The organism is Ruegeria sp. BHSC037 (assembly GCF_059613045.1).
Map to the genome: position 1 here is coordinate 186,872 of NZ_JBXWRT010000005.1, position 18,205 is coordinate 205,076.

General features: G+C 63.3%; 17 protein-coding genes and 1 pseudogene. 6 read left to right on the forward strand and 12 right to left on the reverse strand.

The window, feature by feature from the left end; genetic code table 11:
* Positions 1–2: 2 nt before the first annotated feature.
* Both AC2FMN_RS06955 and AC2FMN_RS06960 read right to left on the reverse strand, forming a co-directional pair.
* Positions 3–572 (reverse strand): DUF3306 domain-containing protein, encoded by a 570-nt coding sequence (locus AC2FMN_RS06955; RefSeq protein ID WP_496687110.1) that lies wholly within the window; start codon positions 570–572, stop codon positions 3–5.
* On the reverse strand, positions 569–1,123 hold the full coding sequence (locus AC2FMN_RS06960; RefSeq protein ID WP_496687111.1) for a DUF3305 domain-containing protein: 555 nt from the start codon (positions 1,121–1,123) through the stop codon (positions 569–571). Before AC2FMN_RS06960 ends, AC2FMN_RS06955 begins: the two co-directional genes overlap by 4 nt.
* 253 nt (positions 1,124–1,376) lie before the next feature.
* Between AC2FMN_RS06960 and AC2FMN_RS06965 the strand changes: the two genes are divergently transcribed.
* Positions 1,377–3,332 (forward strand): 4Fe-4S binding protein, encoded by a 1,956-nt coding sequence (locus tag AC2FMN_RS06965; protein ID WP_496687113.1) that lies wholly within the window; start codon positions 1,377–1,379, stop codon positions 3,330–3,332.
* Here the strand turns inward: AC2FMN_RS06965 and AC2FMN_RS06970 are convergent.
* Positions 3,326–4,054, reverse strand: a complete 729-nt coding sequence (locus AC2FMN_RS06970) for a c-type cytochrome (RefSeq protein WP_496687114.1) — start codon at positions 4,052–4,054, stop codon at positions 3,326–3,328. The genes AC2FMN_RS06965 and AC2FMN_RS06970 overlap by 7 nt on opposite strands.
* Before the next feature lie 64 nt (positions 4,055–4,118).
* Here AC2FMN_RS06970 and AC2FMN_RS06975 point away from each other — a divergent pair, with 64 nt between their 5' ends.
* From AC2FMN_RS06975 to AC2FMN_RS06990, 4 genes are read left to right on the forward strand one after another with little or no spacing between them, the layout of a single operon-like run.
* Positions 4,119–4,316 carry a DUF6494 family protein gene (locus AC2FMN_RS06975; RefSeq protein WP_496679695.1) on the forward strand — a complete coding sequence of 66 codons (198 nt, stop codon included), beginning with the start codon at positions 4,119–4,121 and terminating at the stop codon, positions 4,314–4,316.
* Positions 4,313–5,374, forward strand: a complete 1,062-nt coding sequence (locus tag AC2FMN_RS06980; RefSeq protein WP_496687115.1) for an Mrp/NBP35 family ATP-binding protein — start codon at positions 4,313–4,315, stop codon at positions 5,372–5,374. The genes AC2FMN_RS06975 and AC2FMN_RS06980 overlap by 4 nt, the downstream gene beginning before the upstream one ends.
* Entirely contained in the window at positions 5,371–6,069 is a 699-nt protein-coding gene (locus AC2FMN_RS06985; protein WP_496687116.1) for a biotin/lipoate--protein ligase family protein, read from the forward strand. The genes AC2FMN_RS06980 and AC2FMN_RS06985 overlap by 4 nt, the downstream gene beginning before the upstream one ends.
* Complete coding sequence (locus tag AC2FMN_RS06990; RefSeq protein ID WP_170437244.1) at positions 6,066–6,545, forward strand: DUF6505 family protein; 480 nt, start codon at positions 6,066–6,068, stop codon at positions 6,543–6,545. Before AC2FMN_RS06985 ends, AC2FMN_RS06990 begins: the two co-directional genes overlap by 4 nt.
* Before the next feature lie 37 nt (positions 6,546–6,582).
* Here AC2FMN_RS06990 and AC2FMN_RS06995 read toward each other — a convergent pair.
* The 9 genes and pseudogenes from AC2FMN_RS06995 to acs form a co-directional block, all read right to left on the reverse strand.
* Positions 6,583–7,260: pseudogene (locus AC2FMN_RS06995) on the reverse strand (sulfotransferase family 2 domain-containing protein); the annotation flags it as partial.
* A 60-nt stretch (positions 7,261–7,320) separates the two neighbouring features.
* On the reverse strand, positions 7,321–7,821 hold the full coding sequence (locus tag AC2FMN_RS07000; RefSeq protein ID WP_496687117.1) for a flavin reductase family protein: 501 nt from the start codon (positions 7,819–7,821) through the stop codon (positions 7,321–7,323).
* An 86-nt stretch (positions 7,822–7,907) separates the two neighbouring features.
* On the reverse strand, positions 7,908–9,320 hold the full coding sequence (locus tag AC2FMN_RS07005; protein ID WP_496679704.1) for a 3'-5' exonuclease: 1,413 nt from the start codon (positions 9,318–9,320) through the stop codon (positions 7,908–7,910).
* Between the two features lie 2 nt (positions 9,321–9,322).
* Positions 9,323–9,841, reverse strand: a complete 519-nt coding sequence (locus AC2FMN_RS07010; protein WP_496687118.1) for a hypothetical protein — start codon at positions 9,839–9,841, stop codon at positions 9,323–9,325.
* A gap of 30 nt (positions 9,842–9,871) precedes the next feature.
* The gene (locus AC2FMN_RS07015; protein ID WP_496687119.1) at positions 9,872–11,695 is read right to left on the reverse strand and encodes a DUF294 nucleotidyltransferase-like domain-containing protein; all 1,824 of its coding nucleotides are present in this window, start codon (positions 11,693–11,695) and stop codon (positions 9,872–9,874) included.
* A gap of 108 nt (positions 11,696–11,803) precedes the next feature.
* Positions 11,804–13,588 carry a sodium:solute symporter family protein gene (locus AC2FMN_RS07020; protein WP_496679709.1) on the reverse strand — a complete coding sequence of 595 codons (1,785 nt, stop codon included), beginning with the start codon at positions 13,586–13,588 and terminating at the stop codon, positions 11,804–11,806.
* 15 nt (positions 13,589–13,603) lie between these two features.
* Positions 13,604–13,888, reverse strand: coding sequence for a DUF4212 domain-containing protein (locus tag AC2FMN_RS07025; protein WP_496687120.1), 285 nt, complete (start codon positions 13,886–13,888; stop codon positions 13,604–13,606).
* Between the two features lie 170 nt (positions 13,889–14,058).
* A complete protein-coding gene (locus AC2FMN_RS07030; RefSeq protein ID WP_496679711.1) occupies positions 14,059–14,742 on the reverse strand; it encodes an adenylate kinase in 684 nt (227 codons plus the stop codon).
* 7 nt (positions 14,743–14,749) lie between these two features.
* Positions 14,750–16,714, reverse strand: coding sequence for an acetate--CoA ligase (acs, locus tag AC2FMN_RS07035; protein WP_496687121.1), 1,965 nt, complete (start codon positions 16,712–16,714; stop codon positions 14,750–14,752).
* A 428-nt stretch (positions 16,715–17,142) separates the two neighbouring features.
* Here acs and AC2FMN_RS07040 point away from each other — a divergent pair, with 428 nt between their 5' ends.
* Positions 17,143–18,159 (forward strand): C4-dicarboxylate TRAP transporter substrate-binding protein, encoded by a 1,017-nt coding sequence (locus AC2FMN_RS07040; RefSeq protein ID WP_496687122.1) that lies wholly within the window; start codon positions 17,143–17,145, stop codon positions 18,157–18,159.
* Positions 18,160–18,205: the final 46 nt, after the last annotated feature.

Genomic DNA, 18,205 nt, shown 5'->3' on the forward strand with positions numbered 1-18,205 from the left:
GGTCATCCTTCGAATTCGAATTTCATGCGCCGCGGGGCCGGGGTGCGCTCGTCCTCATCCGGTTGGATGGCGTCTGCCACTTCGACAAGGGGCGCGGGCTCGGCTTCAGGTTCGAGCGGTTCGGTTGCCGGCACGGCTTCGGCCTCGACCGGTTGTTCCTCGGCTTGCTTCTGCTCGGCCAGCGCCTCGATGTGGCGCAACATGCCTTTGCCCACCTGATAAGCCGTCTGCAGGTTTTCGACCACGCAGGCGGAGTCGGTGTAGTCCTCGCCGTAGTCGACCAACCCGTCCACATTCGCCAGCACCGGGTTCAACCTCCACAAGCGCCGCAACGCGCGGCGGCGCAGACGGTCCGGCACTGCCTTGGCCATGAAGCCTGAAACATCGTCGCCCGCCTGCAGCAAGTCGGGGTCGGGCAGGTCAAGCTCGGCCAAAATCTCGGCGTCGGTCTTTTCTTCCAGTTCGGCCTGCTGCGCGGCGATCTCCTGCGCGGTCAGGGCCTCTTGTTCGGCATGCGCTTCGGCCTGCACGGCGGCCTTGCGGCGGGACCAGAAATCCTGTCGAGCGCTCATTGAACGGCCCTCCGCGGGGCGCGGTAGACATCCGAGGCCTGCCGGATGCGCGAATCGCCCTTGCCGTCTTCCACAAGATCCACCCGTTTCTTGTCGCGGCGGCGTTTGACGAACACCTCATCGCGGTGATGGGCCAGAGTGAAATCGCGCACCCAGGCGATCAGGCCTTCGGTCATCGGGATCTTTTCCACGATCTCTTCGCCGGTATCGGCATAGTCCTGCCCCTCGTAGGGCGAGGCGGTGATCAAAAACGCGTTCAGCGGACGATCGCCTTCGGCATCTTCGCGCAGGACAAGGTAAAGGGACGGCTGGCTGTCCGAGAGATTGGCCATATAGGCCTCGGTTTCATCGGACCAGAGTTTCAAGGCCAGGGTGGCGGCGTGGTATTCGACCGCGTCGCCCTCGCGGCGCAGTTCGACCCAGTCAGCGGGTGGGGCGCCGGGCAGCACCGCGACCGCGCGCCAATTCCACCGGGCCCAGCGCGTAACCCCCGGTGTCTTGCGCACGACGACGCCAACCGGCATTTCGATCTGTTTTGCGGCCTCGGCCACTTTCATCCTCCCCGGAAAAGCTCTCCCCTGCTTTCCCTTTGGTTCACTATGGTACACAAATGGGCCACGTGCCAAGCCCGCAGCGGCCTGAAATGGTGGTGATTTGGAAAAAAAGTCGTCGCAAATGGGTCGCGGCGACGATCAGCCGGCGATGGCGGACGATACACAGTTTCTGACCGGAACCGGCCGCCACACGTTGCATGAGCGGCGTTTGGGTCTAAGGTTAGGGGCAAGGAAGAAATGCGGGGGGAACATGGTCACCAAACTGGTCTTGTGCGATTGCGCCGGAAGTCAGGCCCTGGACGGGCAGGGGATATCGGCTGCTTGCGGCGCTGAATGCAGCAAGGTCCATACGGCCCTGTGCACCACCGAACTGACCGCTGCGGCAAAGCTGATGCAGTCGGATGACCAGATCGTCATCGCCTGCGGGCAAGAGGCGCAAGTGTTTCAAGAACTGGCCGAGGAACTGGGCGTGGATCACCCTGGCTTCGTCGATCTGCGCGACCGGGCCGGCTGGTCCGACCAGGGGCGCGCGGCGTTGCCCAAGATGGCCGCCCTGGCGGCCGAGGCTCTGTTGCAGCAGCCGATCACGCCCAGCGTGGATGTCATCAGCGAAGGGACTGCCTGCATAATCGGGCCGGGTGCGGTTGCGTTTGACCTGGCCCAGCGACTGTCGGACACGATGGCGGTGACGGTGGTCGTCACCGATGATGCGCAGCCTGACAGCCGGGCCTATGACGTGGTGCGCGCGCGGGTCCGGTCGGTCTCGGGGGCGCTGGGCGGGTTCACCCTGCGGTTGGATGCGTTGCAGCAGATTGATCCGGCCGGACGCGGCGCGTTTGCCTGGACCCCGCCGCGCGACGGTGCGGTGTCGGCCTGCGATGTGCTGATCGACCTGGCGGGGGGTACGCCTTTCGTGACGGCTCCCGACAAGCGCGAAGGTTACCTGCGCGCCGATCCGCGCGATGCTGTGGCGGTTGCCCGGTTGGCCTTTGACGCGGCGCAGCTGGTTGGGACCTTTGAAAAACCGCTGTATGTCCGGCTCGAAGAAACATTGTGCGCCCATTCGCGGGCCGGGCAGGTGGGCTGTTCCAACTGTCTGGACATCTGTCCCACCGGCGCCATCACCCCGGCCGGAGATCACGTCGCCATCGATCCGATGGTCTGCGCGGGCTGCGGTGAATGCGCAGCCTTGTGCCCCTCGACCGCGATCAGCTACGAGGATCCGCCGGTGGCGGCCCTGCTGGCGCGGATGCAGACCTTGGCGGCGGCCTACCGTCGGGCCGGAGGGCGTGCTCCGCGCCTGTTGGTGCATGATGCCCACGGGGCCGAGATGATCCGGCTGGCCGCGAGGTTCGGGCGCGGGCTGCCCGCCGATGTGATTCCGCTGGAACTGGGTGTGGTGTCCGGCTTTGGACATGCCGAGATGCTGGCTGCCTTGGCTCATGGCTTTGCCCGGGTCGACATCCTGCTGGCCCCGACGACCGAGCGGGATGCGTTGGAGCGCGAACTGCCGCTGGCGCTGGCCATCGCCGGAACCGACGTCGTTGGAGTGATCGATGAATCCGATCCCGATGCGCTGGCCGATCTGCTCTATGCGCAGGACGTGCCGCAGCCACTTGCCCAGCCGGTTCTGCCGCTGGGCAACCGGCGCCAGATTACGCGGTTGGCGGCGAAGGCGCTGCGCCCCGATGCGTCTCAGCCGCTTCCTCTGCCGGAACACGCACCCTATGGCGCGGTGGCGGTGGACACCGAGGCCTGCACCCTGTGCCTGAGTTGCGTGTCGCTGTGCCCGTCAGGCGCATTGATCGACAACCCCGACATGCCTCAGCTGAACTTTCAGCAGGATGCCTGCCTGCAATGCGGGCTGTGCAAGACCATCTGTCCCGAAAGCGCGATCACCCTGGTGCCCGAACTGGACCTGAGCGACCGTGCGCTGTCGCCGCGTGTTCTGAACGAGGAAGAGCCCTTTGCCTGCATCGAATGCGGTGCTCTGTTCGGGGTGAAATCGACGGTCGAGCGGATCATGGAAAAGCTGGCCGGCAGCCACCCGATGTTCGCCTCGTCCGAGCAGGCGAAGATGATCCAGATGTGTGACGATTGCCGTGTGCAGGCGCAGTTCCACAGCGAGGACAACCCATTTGCCTCAAAACCCAAGCCCAAGGTCGTCACCACCGATGACTACTTCAGCAAGCGCAAGGATCACTGAAGTTTGAGCGGTGCCCCCAGATCGGCCGCGCGGATGACCGAGACATAGGCGAGGATCGCCTCAAGCTCGTCTTGCGTCAGCCTCAGCGGGTGAATGGGCGAGGGGCGCTCGGGGTCGAAGGGCGCAGTGATCCCCTCGATCTGGGTAAAGGACGGATGCGGGTTCAGGGCGAAGAACGCCTGGAACCGGTTCGACCAATCCGGCATCGCGCGCAGCACCGCAAAGGACGGCGTGGAGCCCAACCCGTTCATCCGGTTCTGCGGGCCAATCACATGACAGCGCCCGCAATGGGTCAGCGACAACTTTTCGCCCAGCAAGGCGTCGCCTTCGATGGCATCCGACTCGGGCGCAGCGACCGTTTCGAAACTGGCCGAGAACGGGCCGCCCTCGGCCGGTGCAAAGCTTTCGACGGTGCGCTTGCCCACGTCGGACAACAGCCAATCCTGAAAGCGGGCCTGCCGCGGGTCGTCCTGAATGCGCAGATGATAGATGTCGCCGCCGCGCTGAAACACCGGCTGCCCCGGTGGCCCGACCGCCAGAACCATCGCGCCCGCATCAACCGCGACAACGCGAATTCCGGTCTTGAGCGAGAAGCGCGGAAGAATATGTTTCAAAAGACCCGAGCGTGCGACATCCTCGGGCGCGGCCAAGCCAATCTCCTCCTGCGACCAAGAGGGGCTGGCGAAGAGCGTCAGGCTGAGGCACAAAAGAACAAAGCGCATGGCCCAGCCTAACGGCGACAGGGTGAATGCGTCAAATGAACGAACAAGACGGAGACACACGGCGATGAGCGGCGATTACAACATGTCGATGCGCAAATTCCTCAAACAGGTTGGCGTGACCAGCCAGCAGGCCATCGAAGACGCGCTGCGCAAGGCGGGCGATCCGGCGGGTAAAAGCTTTGAAGTCAAGATGGTCCTGACGATCGACGGTCTGGATGTCGAACACGTGGTGACCGGCCAGATCAAGGACGGCGACGCATGAGCATCCGCGACGCGGTTCTGGCGAACCTGAAAAAGATCACCGACCCGGTTTCGGGGCAGGACATCGTCAGCGCGGGTGTGGTTCGCGCGCTGAATGTCGAGGGCGATACCGTGCGCTTCGTACTGGAAATCGACCCCAAGAATGCCGAGAAGATGGAACCGGTACGCGCCACGGCCGAAAAGGCGGCGCAGATGGTCGACGGGGTGGCCAAGGTCTCGGCCCTGCTGACCGCGCATTCCGACAAGGCGCCGCCGGATTTGAAACCCAAGCCCAAACCCTCGCAGACCGGGCCGCAGGCGGTACCCGGGGTTGACCGGATCATCGCCGTGGCCTCGGGCAAGGGCGGGGTCGGAAAGTCGACCGTCTCGGCCAACCTAGCCTGTGCGCTGGCGGCCGAAGGGCGGCGGGTCGGCCTGCTGGATGCCGATGTGTACGGCCCTTCGCAGCCGCGCATGCTGGGCGTGTCGGGACGGCCGGCCAGCCCCGATGGCAAGACCATCCTGCCGCTGCGCAATCACGGCGTCACCATGATGTCGATGGGGTTGATGACCAACGAAGGTCAGGCGGTGGTCTGGCGCGGTCCGATGCTTATGGGCGCGTTGCAGCAGATGATGAGCCAGGTGCAGTGGGGCGCGTTGGACGTGCTGATCGTCGACCTGCCGCCCGGCACCGGTGACGTGCAGCTGACGCTGAGCCAGAAGTTCAAGGTAGACGGCGCCATCGTCGTATCGACCCCGCAAGACGTGGCCCTGATCGACGCGCGCAAAGGCATCGACATGTTCCGCCAGCTGAAAACGCCGATCGTCGGCATGATCGAGAACATGTCCACGCATATCTGCTCGCACTGCGGGCACGAGGAACACGTGTTCGGCCATGGGGGTGTCGCCGCAGAAGCCGCCGAACTGGGGGTGCCGTTGCTGGGGGAAATTCCGCTGCATCTGGATATCCGCGTGGCCGCTGATGGTGGGGCACCGATCGTGGTCAGCAAACCCGATAGCCCGCAGGCCGAGGCCTTCCGCAAGATCGCCCGCGATCTGATCGCCAAGGGCAAGGCATGACGCAGCCGGTCTTTCCGCCGTTGCTGTCCGGGCACCCGGTGCAGGGTGGGGAAGATCCGTTCGACCATGCGCAGGCCATGGCGGCGCTGGGCTGCGATGCGGGCAGCGTCGTCTACAACATCCAGGCGGATCGCGTGCGCGCGGCCATCGTGTTTGCGCCCGAGGTGCCATTGCAGGACGCCATGGCCATGCTGCCGCTGTGTGCCGTCGGGTTTCAGAACGCGCTGGGCGCGCTGGCTCCGCCCGAGGTGGCGGTGCATCTGGGCTGGGATGGTCCGATTTTCGTCAACGGGGCCCGCTGCGGCCGATTTCGTGTGGCCGCGTCGACATCCGATCCGGAAACCGTGCCCGACTGGCTGGTCGTCGGCTGGGAACTGGCTTTGCTGCAAACCGGGGACGAGCCCGGCAAGTCGCCCGATGTGACGGCCCTGTATGATGAAGGCTGCGCGGAAGTGTCCCCGGTGCAGCTGGTCGAAAGCTGGTCGCGTCACATGCTGACCTGGCTGAACCGCTGGTCCGAGGATGGCAACGCGCCGTTGCACGGGGAATGGATGGGCTTGCTGCAGGGCGTCGGAGAGCCTTATGGTGATCGCGGCGTGTTTCTCGGGGCCGATGAGCGGTTCGGCATGCTGTTGCGGAACGGGGCGGACACCCAGCTTGTTCCGTTGACCCATCTGTTGGAGGACACCCATTGAACCTGGCCCGCGCCATTCATTTCGACGAAAGCGACCTGAACGTCTTTCACTCGCCCGCTCGAACGGGCGAGTGGTGCATCTCGGGCGGGTTCGAATTTTCGAACTGGGGCGAGGCCGACCTGGCCGGCAAGGCGCGTCAGGCATTTGCCAATGGGTGGCTGGGGCTCGAGACCTTCGGGCGCGTGACCTTCGTGGCGGTGACGCAGATCGAACCGGCCGAGATGGAGCGGCTGGCCACCAACCTGGCCGAGCATTTCGTGCGCCTTTACGGCGCGCCGTCGGTCGAGGCGGCGCTGGACGTGGCCCGTGCCGAGTTGGCCCATATGTCCGAGATGTGTGACGATCATGCACCCAACACCCTGCTGACCGTTGCCCGCAGCCTGACCGAGTCCGGCGTTCACGAGGCTTTTCGGGTGATCACGCCGCAAGAGGCCGAGTTGGAGGCCTTTGCCGTGCACGGGTCATTGGACGAATGAACAGAGTTCCGGCCTGGCAGTCATGCCGGGTGGCGGCTCAATCGACAAGCTTGGGGTGACGCTCAAGCTTGATTGGCCCGAACTCGGTGCACGTTGGGTCAGTGCTGTAGCCCAGTGCGTCAAACTCGCGCTGAAAGACGTGTGCGACCCGTCCGATGGTTTCTGGGTCATAGTGGTCGATATATTTTCCACGTTTCGATTTGTTCATGTGCGGCAGCCGGACCTTCAGCCCGATATACCGGGTGATTTCGTCAAAGCTTTCGCCGATCGTCTCGAAGCGTCCGATCCGGTGCACTATTTGCCGGTCTTTTGCATCGGTCAGAAGCTGAGTTTGAAAGCGTGCCGGCCGATCCGGATCGAACGTGCTCAGAATGCAGTCGCGAAAGCTCAGGCCCTGGACTCTTTCATGCTCGGGATGCTCATGGTGCTGCTGCATGTAAGAGAGCATCGAAACAAGCAGGTCGTAGGGGTTGCGGACGAAAGAAAAGCTTTTCTTCTGCCAGCAATGGTCGCCGAAATGCTTGCGATATTCGCGTGCTATGGCGTGATTGCGAAGCGGTTGAAATCCATCCGGATCAAAGACTCGCCGACCCATTACGCGTTTGGACAGGCTGTTTGACACCCGATGGAAAATGCTGGCTCGGCCCAGCGAATGACGCAAGCAATAGCTGACAGAGCTTCCCGCCGTTTTCGGGGTGTGTACAAAGATGAATTGTTTTTTTGGTGCTGTTCAAAAGCTATTGCCGAAGTTTCTTCAGGTTGCTCGGGACGCGGATCACATCAGATCGTCGAATCCTCCGAACTGACCGCGCTTGAATATCAGACCTTTGCCGGGCTGGACCATGACGTTTTCGACCTGGCCGACGAGGATCGCGTGGTCGCCGGCCGGATGACGGGCGAACAGCGAACAGTCGAACCGGGCAAGGCAGGTGTCCAGCAGGGGACGACCGCGATCGTCCGCATGCCATTCGGTATGCGAGAAATCCCGGCCATCGCGGGCAAATCGCAAGGCAAGCTCCTGTTGATCCTGCGCCATCACATGGATCGCATAGTGCTGCGCGTCATTGAAGGCTTCGAACCGGTTCGATTCATTGCCCAAACACCACAGCACCAAAGGCGGATCCAGAGAGACCGAAGCAAAGGAGTTGACGGTTATCGCCGCCGGACCGCTAGGAGTTGCGGTTGTGACGACGGTGACGCCCGTGCCGAAACAGCCCAGCGCCTCGCGAAAGGCCAGGGAGTTCTCGGGGCCGGGTTTGAATGTCTTTGCTGTCATTTCATGCGCGTCCAGTGCTCGGCCCCGGGGTGCCATGCCGAAGCGGAATTGTCCACGAAAAGCTGTATCGCGATCAATAGGCTGAGTCAGTTCAGGTCTTCCAGCAACCGACCGTGCTTGCGGGTTTCTGCAATCACGTCGCCGAAGGTCTGCATTCCGCGCGCAGCCAGCATTGGCAGCATGCGCACCAACGCTTCAGCCGTCGCAACCGCATCCCCCAAAGCCGTGTGACGGAGCGTCTCGGGGATTTCCACGCCCAGTCTTTCGCACAAAGCGTCGAGCGTATGGGTTTCGCTGGCTCCGAACAGAACCGCCGACAGCAGAACAGTGTCAAGAATGGGGTGATCCCACTCGACCTGCATCCGCTTCGCGTGGCGCCTCAGAAAGGCCATGTCGAAGGGAGCGTTATGGGCCACGACCACCGCGTCGCGGGCAAAATGGTGGAACTTGCGGCCGGCGGTCACGATATCTGGTGCATCCTGCACCATGCGGTCGCTGACCTTGTGGACCTTGGTGGAAGCGGGTGGAATCGGAACGCCCGGATTGACCAGCGTGTCGAACTGCTCGCCCTCGACGATGCGCCCCTTGACGACACGGACGGCGCCGATCTGCACGATCTCGTCCTTGTGCGGCAGCAAACCGGTGGTTTCGGTGTCGAAGACCACAAAGCACAGTTGCGACAGGGGGCGGTTCTCAAAAGCCTCGTCGCCGGGGGTGTCCAGAAGGTCGAAATCATAGACCAGAGGGCGCGCGGCCTCGGGCGGGATGCGGGCGACGCTGTCTTCGAAGATCAGCATATAGCCCGGCGCATCGCCCAACGGCTTCATGCGTGCCGTGTAGGTCTGCCGTCCGTCCACGCTGGCGAGGGTGCAATAGACATCCATGCCGGTTTTCGCCAGCTTCTCGTAAGCGTCCAGCAGAGGTTTGCGTTCGAGATAGTCGAACAGCGAGGCGTTCAGACGGGGATGGGCGATTTGCGCCAGAACCTCGGCGGCCTGCGCGTCGTACAGAACGATCTGGTGGTTTGGCCCCGCCAGAAGCATTGCGACCGGGATCTCGGACAGGAGCGCGGTCAAGTGCTCTTTTTCCGAGGCGAGATGAGCGGTTTCGGCAGCCACGGCCTCGGCGGTGGACAGGGCGGTGCTGGCCAGTCGTTCGGCCAGGCTGGCGGCGGCGGGGGCCAGATCACCCAGATAGCGCGCCGCCTGCAGGTCGAGATCGGTATCCACCCCCGCATGTGCACGTGCGCGCAACTGCGCCGACAGGCGTTCGATCGGTTTGGCCACGTTGTCGTCGAACAGCAGCCAGACACCAGCGACCAGCCCCAGCAAGCCAAACGAGATCATCAGGCCGCTGAACACGAAGGCGCTGGTCATGTCCGCGGGGTCGGCCCGGCGCAGGCCAAGCCAAAGCGCGATCAGGGTGATGGCGATGCCTCCCGCGGCAAGCAAGCAGAAGAACAGAAAAATTCTCAGGCGCAGGCTCAGGCGGGTCAGCATGGTCAGGCTCCGCAGGTGGCAGACACGACGGGGTCATCCGCTCCGACCGGAAGCCAGTCGGCGCCGATCAACCGACCGTCGGCGTCAAACGCGGCGCCGTCCGCCAGGCTGGCCCGTCTGTGGTTGGCGCAGTCAACGGCAACAGGCATCTTGGACACCGGCGCCCAGCGGCCGAAGAAGTACAGGTCGATCAGGCGCTGATCCGGCACCTGCGCGTTGGTCCGCAACGAAGCCGTATTGACGGCCGCGAACCGGTCAACATAGGGCACCGCATAGGTCCAGGGGCGATAGAGCGCGCGGCTTTCGACCTCTTGCACGACGGTCAGGCCCTCGGGCAGGGCGTCACGGGTGCGGTCGTACCAGGAATACTCGCTGACGATCGTGACCGCGATCATGCCCAAACCGGCCGCAACCGGAGCCGACCATTTTGGCAGACGGCCACCGGTCAGTCGGTTCAGCCCCATCACGAGGCCCGCGATGGCAAAGCCCGCAAAGATCGTGCCGATCAGCTCAAGAAACATCTTCCTCCTCCGTTCTTCCTGCCGGGGTCTTTACCCCAGCATCCCCTTGCCGTGCCCGACCGCGGATTGCATCGTTTTTACCACGACGAACGCGTCCCGAAGATGACTTCGCTCAAAGTCCGACAGTTCCGACGGCGCAAGATAGTTGTCGGGCTTGTCGCCATTCCTGATCTGTTTGACCTGATGGTTCAACCGGGTTTCCGCGATCAGGTCGTAGGCATCCAGCAGGTCCCGCGCGCCCGACGGGCTGAGCACCCCTGCGGCCTCGGCTGCCTTGAGGCGCGCGCGGGTGTTTACCTCGGTCAATTCACCCTGCAGGCTGTAGACGCGGCCCAGATCGACCACCGGCACCACGCCGTTGTGCTTGAGGTCCAGCGTGTTGCGGTGCTCGCCCGAGCGGATCGTGGCGATCCCGCGCAGCAGGCCCAGTGGCGGCGTGTGCTTCAACGAATTCGAGATCATGTGCGCCACGAAGATCGAGTTCGCCCGGGCCGCGCGCAGGGTTTCGGCCTGCAGGTCGGAAAACAGCTCGAACCGGCCACCGATGGGGCGCAGGTCGAACATAACCGAGGCCAACATCTGCGCCTCGGGATTGGGCTTGGCGATCCAGCCTTTGAAATATTCGCGCCAGACCCGGACCGGCTGCCGCCAGCGCGGATTGGTCGCCATCATGTCACCGGGGCAATAAAAATACCCACAGGTATCCAGCCCGTCGGACACGAATTTGGCCAGCGCCTCGAAATAGGGCAGGTCGGCATCGGTGACGCTGTCATCCAGCATCAGGCAATTGTCCTGATCGGATACGCCCGTCTGTTCCTGTCGACCCTGCGAGCCACAAGCCAGCCACAGATAGGGGACGGGCGCCGGGCCGAGTTCCTGCTCGGCCAGCGCCAGCAACCGGCGCGTCGCGGCGTCAGCGATGTCGGTGATCAGGCGGGTAACGACCTCGTGCCGGTTGCCGGCCGCCACCAGTTGCACCAGCAGGTTCGGGATCTCGGCCGTGACCGCGGCCATCTCGGTCGCCGACCTGGCCTGCGCGATGCGGCTGACCAGCTCGGCCGAGCTGACGGCCTGGAACCGGGTCAGGTCGGTCTGGGTAACGATCCCGACCAGGCGCCCGCCTTCGGTGATGGGGATATGGCCGATACCGCATTCCAGCATCGCGTGCAGAACGTCCGAGCCGATAGCGCCGGGCGACAGGGTCAGCGGGTCCGGGGTCATGATCTGTGACACCGGGGTCGTCGGGGGCAGGGCGCCCGCCACGACCTTGCCCGACAGGTCCCGAACCGTGGCAATGCCGCGCAGCGCACCGCGCTGGGTGATGCAGACCGACGAAATGCCCCGGTCACGCATCAGGCGCGCGGCTTCCTGAACGGTCGTGTCCGGGGTGCAGGTGGCCGGCTTGCGCGCCATCAGGGTTTCCACCCGTGTGGTGGCCAGCGATTGCTGTTCGGGCCGCACGGGGCGGGCCCGGTTGAAGAATTTGGCGATGACGACGTGGCGCTTGAGCAGATCGGAAAACAGGTTGGCGGGGATGATCAGCAGAACCGAGGGCGCGTCAGCCGTTGCCGTGGTCACCGCGCGTCCGTCGCGCATCAGCCCACGCTCGCCAAACGAGTTGCGCAGGCCCAGATGGGATACGACCGCGCCGTTTTCGTCGGTGATCTCGACCTGGCCTTCGTAGATGATGAACAGGCCGGGCAATTTCGCGCCGCGGTGATAGATGACGGTGCCCTTTGGGATTTCGCGCGCTTCGATCCGGGCCGCGATGTCGGCCAGTTCCTCGACCGGCAGCGCGTCATAGGGGTGCACGGATTTCAGGAACCGGGTGATCTGATCAGGTGAAAGCGCCATGGGTTCGCCCGTCCGCTGGAATGAAAAGCCCCGCCCGGGGTTTAGCCGGGCGGGAAAAGTTGGTCGAGGGAAACGGCCCGTGATGCATCATCGCGGACCGCATCCGGCTCAGTGGTCCTGAGCCGCGCCCGCACCACGGGGAATGCGTACGCTTTCGACCAGATCCTTGATCTCCTGCGGGGTTTCCTTGGTCATGCCGGCCACCACATAGGCGACGCCGAAGTTGACCATGGCGCCGATCGCACCGAACGAGGTCGATTTGATCGGACCCAGCAGCGGGTCTGCATCGGTGAACGAGTTGGTGCCCGGAATGAACAGCCAGCCCTTGTGCAGGAAGATGTAGACCAGGGTGACGGTCAGACCAGCCAGCATGCCCGCGACCGCGCCGGTGTTGTTGATGCGGGTCGAGAAGATCCCCATCATCAGCGCCGGGAAGATCGAGGCCGCCGCCAGACCGAAGGCCAGCGCCACGGTTTGCGCCGCAAAGCCCGGAGGGTTGAGGCCCAGATAGGTGGCAACCACGATGGCCACGGCCATTGCGATCCGCGCCGCCAGAAGCTCGCCCTTTTCCGAGATGCTCGGGTTGATCGAGCCCTTGATCAGGTCGTGCGACACCGCCGACGAGATTGCCAGCAGCAGGCCCGCAGCGGTCGAAAGCGCAGCCGCAAGACCACCGGCCGCGACCAGACCGATCACCCAACCCGGCAAGTTGGCGATTTCGGGGTTGGCCAGAACCAGGATGTCGCGGTTGAAGTTGGTCAACTCGTTGCCGACCCAGCCTTTTTCCTCGGCAAGCGCCTGCATGTCGGCGTTCTGATCGTTGTAGTACTGGATCTTGCCGTCGCCGTTCTTGTCTTCCCAGTCCAGCAGGCCGGTTTTCTGCCAGGTCGCCATCCAGTCATACCGGGCATCGTTGTCGATCTGCTCCAGCGATACAGCGCCGCCTTCGATGCCGCCGTTCGGCCACATCATGTCGGTGATGTTCAGACGGGCCATGGCGCCAACCGCGGGGGCGGTCAGGTACAGCAGCGCGATGAACACCAGCGCCCAACCCGCCGACCAGCGGGCGTCCGACACTTTGGGAACGGTGAAGAAGCGCATGATGACGTGGGGCAGGCCGGCGGTGCCGATCATCAGCGACAGGGTGAACAAAACCATGTTCAACGTATTCGCGTGATGGGCGGTGTATTCGGCAAATCCCAGCTCGGCCACGATGGCGTCCAGCTTGGTCAGCAGCGGCTCACCGCCGGCGGTGTCGCCGAACAGGCCCAGAGCCGGGATCGGGTTGCCGGTCAGCTGCAGCGAGATGAAGATCGCCGGGATCGTGTAAGCGGTGATCAGCACGCAGTACTGAGCGACCTGAGTATAGGTCACGCCCTTCATGCCGCCGAACACCGCGTAGGCGAACACGACGCCCGCGCCGATCAGCAACCCGGTGGTGTTCGACACTTCCAGAAAGCGGCCAAAGGCCACGCCCACGCCGGTCATCTGGCCGATCACGTAGGTGACCGAGGCCACGATCAGACAGATCACCGCCACGACGCGCGCGGTCTGGCTGTAGAAGCGATCGCCGATGAACTCGGACACGGTGAACTTGCCAAACTTGCGCAGATAGGGCGCAAGCAGAAGCGCCAGCAGCACATAGCCGCCGGTCCAGCCCATCAGGAATGAGCTGTTGTCATAGCCAGTAAAGGCAATCAGACCCGCCATCGAGATGAACGAGGCCGCCGACATCCAGTCGGCCGCCGTGGCCATGCCGTTGGTGACCGGGTGAACGCCGCGACCGGCGGCGTAGAATTCCGATGTGGACCCTGCGCGGGCCCAGATCGCGATGCCGATGTAAAGCGCGAACGACGCGCCCACGAACAGCAGGTTGATGGTAAACTGATCCATTGTCCCCTCGCTCCCTTATTCTTCGTCGACGCCGAATTCGGCATCCAGCTTGTTCATGCGCCAGGCGTAGAAGAAGATCAGCGCCAGAAAGACCAGGATCGAGCCTTGCTGCGCGAACCAGAAGCCCAGATCGGTACCGCCGACGGCGATGCCCGACAGCAGGGGGCGCAGCAGAATGCCGAACCCGAATGACACCAGCGCCCAGATGATGAGGCTGATGTAGATGAGACGCAGGTTTGCCTGCCAATAGCCCTTGCCGGCTTCGGCAGTCTGCGCGGAGTTTGTTGAATGATCCGCCATTGCGGTTTCCTCCTTGCTTCCTCCAGGGTGGTCCATTGCCCTTGTCCTCCGAAACGCCGGGCCACCCTTCGATTGGGCCTGACCGCCGGGGGCGGCGTCAGGCAAAGCTCCTCTGGTCCGCCAAGGCGGTTCCAGTGAAGAAACGTAATTCGGGGGCTTGCCTTTCCCCTTTAGCGCATCGCCTCCCCCACGATGCCTTCAAGGCCGCGGGCGATCTCTTCGATCTGACCCATGGCATTCAGCCGCTTCAATACGCCCTGACGCTGGTAATAGTCGATCAGGGGCGCGGTCTGTTCGTGATAGGCCGCCAGCCGCGAAGCAACGGTTTCCGCGTTGTCGTCGGCACGCCGGCTGAAGGCGGTGCCGCCGCACTTGTCGCAGACGCCTTCGACCTTTGGCTGCTTGAACTGGTCGTGATAGCCCTCGCCGCAATTGGCGCAGGTATAGCGGCCGGCGATCCGGGTCACCATCTCGGCGTCCTCGACCTCGAGGCTGATGGCCGCGTTCACCTTCTGACCGTTTTCCGACAGCAGCTTGTCCAGCGACTCGGCCTGAACCGTGGTGCGCGGAAAGCCGTCAAGGATGACACCGCGCGCGCAGTCGGGTTCGGCCAGACGGTCGCGCAGGATCGCGATGACGATGTCGTCGCTGACCAAGCCACCGGCCTCCATCACCGCCTTGGCGGCCTTGCCAGCCTCGGTTCCGGCGGCCACGGCGGCGCGCAGCAGGTCGCCGGTGCTGAGTTGCACCAGACCGAATTTATCTTCGAGCATGCGGGCCTGCGTGCCCTTCCCGGCGCCCGGAGGGCCGAGAAGGATCAGGACGGCGGGCTTGGTGATCGTATCAGCCTGCATCATGCCCTCACTTGTTGGCCCGGTTTTCGATCAGATCTTCGACCACCGAAGGATCGGCCAGGGTCGAGGTGTCGCCTAGCGAACCAAAGTCGTTTTCGGCGATCTTGCGCAGGATGCGGCGCATGATCTTGCCCGAGCGCGTCTTGGGCAGGCCCGGGGCCCACTGGATCACGTCGGGGCTGGCGATCGGGCCGATCTCCGTGCGGACCCACTGGCGCAACTCCTTGCGCAGCTCCTCCGTGGGCTCGCGGTCGTTCATCAGGGTGACGTAGCAATAGATGCCCTGGCCCTTGATGTCGTGCGGATAGCCCACCACGGCGGCTTCGGCTACGGCCGGGTGCGCCACCAGCGCGCTTTCGACCTCGGCGGTGCCCATGCGGTGGCCCGAGACGTTTATCACGTCATCGACGCGGCCGGTGATCCAGTAATCCCCGTCCTCGTCGCGGCGGCAGCCGTCACCGGTAAAGTAATAGCCCTTGTAGTCCGAGAAATAGGTCTTCTCGAACCGCTCATGATCGCCCCAGACGGTACGCATCTGGCCCGGCCAGCTGTCCTTGATGCACAGCACGCCTTCGACCCCGTTTCCGGTGATCTCGACGCCAGACTGCGGGTCCAGCACGACGGGCTGAACACCAAAGAAAGGTTTCATCGCCGACCCGGGTTTGGTCGCATGCGCGCCGGGCAGGGGGGTCATCATGTGGCCGCCGGTCTCGGTCTGCCACCAGGTGTCCACGATCGGGCATTTCCCCTTGCCGACGACCTCGTGGTACCAGGTCCAGGCCTCGGGGTTGATCGGCTCGCCCACGGTTCCCAAGATGCGCAGGCTGGACAGGTCGCATTTCTCGACGAACTCGTTGCCCTGACCCATTAGCGCGCGGATCGCGGTGGGGGCGGTGTAGAACTGGTTGACCTTGTGCTTTTCGCAGACCTGCCAGAACCGCGAGGCGTCGGGATAGGTCGGCACACCTTCGAACATCAGCGTGGTCGCGCCATTGGCCAGCGGGCCATAGACGATATAGCTGTGCCCGGTGACCCAGCCCACGTCCGCCGTACACCAATAGATGTCGCCGTCATGGCAATCGAAGGTGATCTCATGCGTCATCGAGGCATAGACCAGATAGCCGCCGGTGGTATGCACCACGCCTTTGGGCTGGCCGGTCGAGCCCGAGGTGTAGAGGATGAACAGGGGATCTTCGGCGTTCATCTCGGCCGGGGCACAGTAATCGTCGGCCTCCAGCGCCATTTCGTTGTAGTCAAAGTCGCGCCCCTCGATCCAGGTGGTCTGGCCACCGGTGCGCTTGACCACCAGGCACTTCACCGTGTCCTTGCAGTGCAGCAGGGCAGCGTCGGCATTCGACTTCAGCGGGGTCTTGCGGCCACCGCGCGGCGCCTCGTCGGCGGTGATGATGACCTTGGCGTCACAGCCATTGACCCGGGCCGCCAGCGCGTCGGGCGAGAAGCCGGCAAACACGATCGAGTGGATCGCGCCGATGCGGGCGCAGGCCAGCATGGCATAGGCGGCCTCGGGGATCATCGGCAGATAGATCACCACCCGGTCGCCCTTGCGCACGCCCATCGACTCCAGAATGTTGGCCATCCGGCAGGTGCGGCGGTGCAGCTCGGCATAGGTGATGTGCTGGGCTTCGTCATTCGGATCGTCCGGTTCCCAGATGATCGCGGTCTGATCGCCCCGGGTCTTGAGGTGTCGGTCCAGGCAGTTGGCCGAGACGTTCAGCGTGCCGTCAGCGAACCAGTTGATCTTGACCGAGCCGAAATCGTAGTTGACGTCCTTGACCTTGGAATAGGGCTTGATCCAATCGATCCGCTTGCCGTGCTCGCCCCAGAATGCCTCGGGGTCGCTGACCGACTCCTCATACATCCGGGCGTATTTTTCGGCGTCCACATGGGCGCGGGCTACGGTTTCGGCGGATGGCGGATAAACCTTGGTTTCTGCCTGGGCAGCGCTGGTCATACTGAGGCTCCTCCCTCTGACTGGATATTCGATGGATCAAGTTTGCCCCTTCTTTGGGCATCGTTGATCCGCTTCTTCCCCGCGATGGATAATACGGCATCGCGAAAAGAAAGAAATAAATTGCCGTAATCCTTGGATTTGTTTGTAAACAACTTTCTCGATACAGTTGCGAATTGTAAAAATTTTCTATGTTCCCAAGATCTGGGTGTCTGTAAAACAACGAAATTGTCTCCGTGATTTTGTAAACGATGCCGTCGTGCAGTTCCTTCCCGTCATGGGGAAGCCTGCCCAGGTGCAATTCCCGCACGGCGTGTCCATTGCCCGACTGTTGGGGCGCTGGTCTGAACGGGGGCTTGGCACATTCACATGTTGGCGCTAGCTTGACCCCAAGCGCCCCGGGAGGGGGTGTGCCAAAGGGAGAGATTATGATGAACAAGATGTTGAGCGGCGCGGCGATCGCCGCCTTGGCCGTGTCTTTCGTGACCGAAGCGGCCGCGACGGAATGGAACGCGTCGGTCTGGGGCAAGCGCCGTGCTTTCACCGAACATGTGGAAAAGCTGGCCGAACTGGTCAGCGAGAAGACCGATGGCGCGTTTACCATCAACGTCAGCTATGGTGGCCTGTCCAAACCCAGGGAAAACTTGGACGGGATCGAGATCGGCGCCTTCGAGATGGCCCAGTTCTGCGCGGGTTATCACCGCGACAAGAACCGCGCGATCACGGTGCTGGAACTTCCGTTCCTGGGTGTGAACACGCTGGACGAAGAGGTCGCGGTCAGCCATGCGGTCTATGACCACCCCGCGGTCAAGGACGAGATGGCACAGTGGAATGCACGCATCCTCATGACCTCGCCGATGCCGCAGTACAATCTGGTCGGCAAGGGTGAGCCACGGGATGAGCTGTCTGAGTTTGAAGGCATGCGCGTGCGCGCGACCGGTGGCATCGGCAACGCGTTCGAGTCGGTAGGCGCGGTGCCCACGTCGGTGCCCGCTACCGAAGCCTACAACGCGATGCAGTCCGGCGTCGTCGATACCGTGGCCTTCGCCCAGCATGCGCATCTGTCCTTCGGCACCATCAACGAGGCGGACTGGTGGACCGCGAACCTGAACCCTGGCACGGTGAATTGCCCGGTCGTGGTGAATATCGACGCCTACGAGGCGCTGCCGTCGGAACATCGCGAGGCTCTGGACAGCTCGATCGACGAAGCCATTGCGCATTATCTCGCGAACTATGGCGAGTTGCTCAAGAAATGGGACAGCGTTCTGGAAGAAAAGGGCGTGCAGAAGGTGATGATCGACGACGCGGTTCTGGCCGAGTTCCGGGCCAAGGCAGCCGACCCGATCCGCGAACAGTGGATCGCCGACATGTCGGCCCAGGGCCTTCCGGCGCAAGAGCTGTATGACCTAGTGCAATCCACGCTCAAGCAGCAGCGCGGCGGCAACTGACACCACTGACCGGGGGCGCATCGGCCCCCGGTTTTTTTCCAGATAG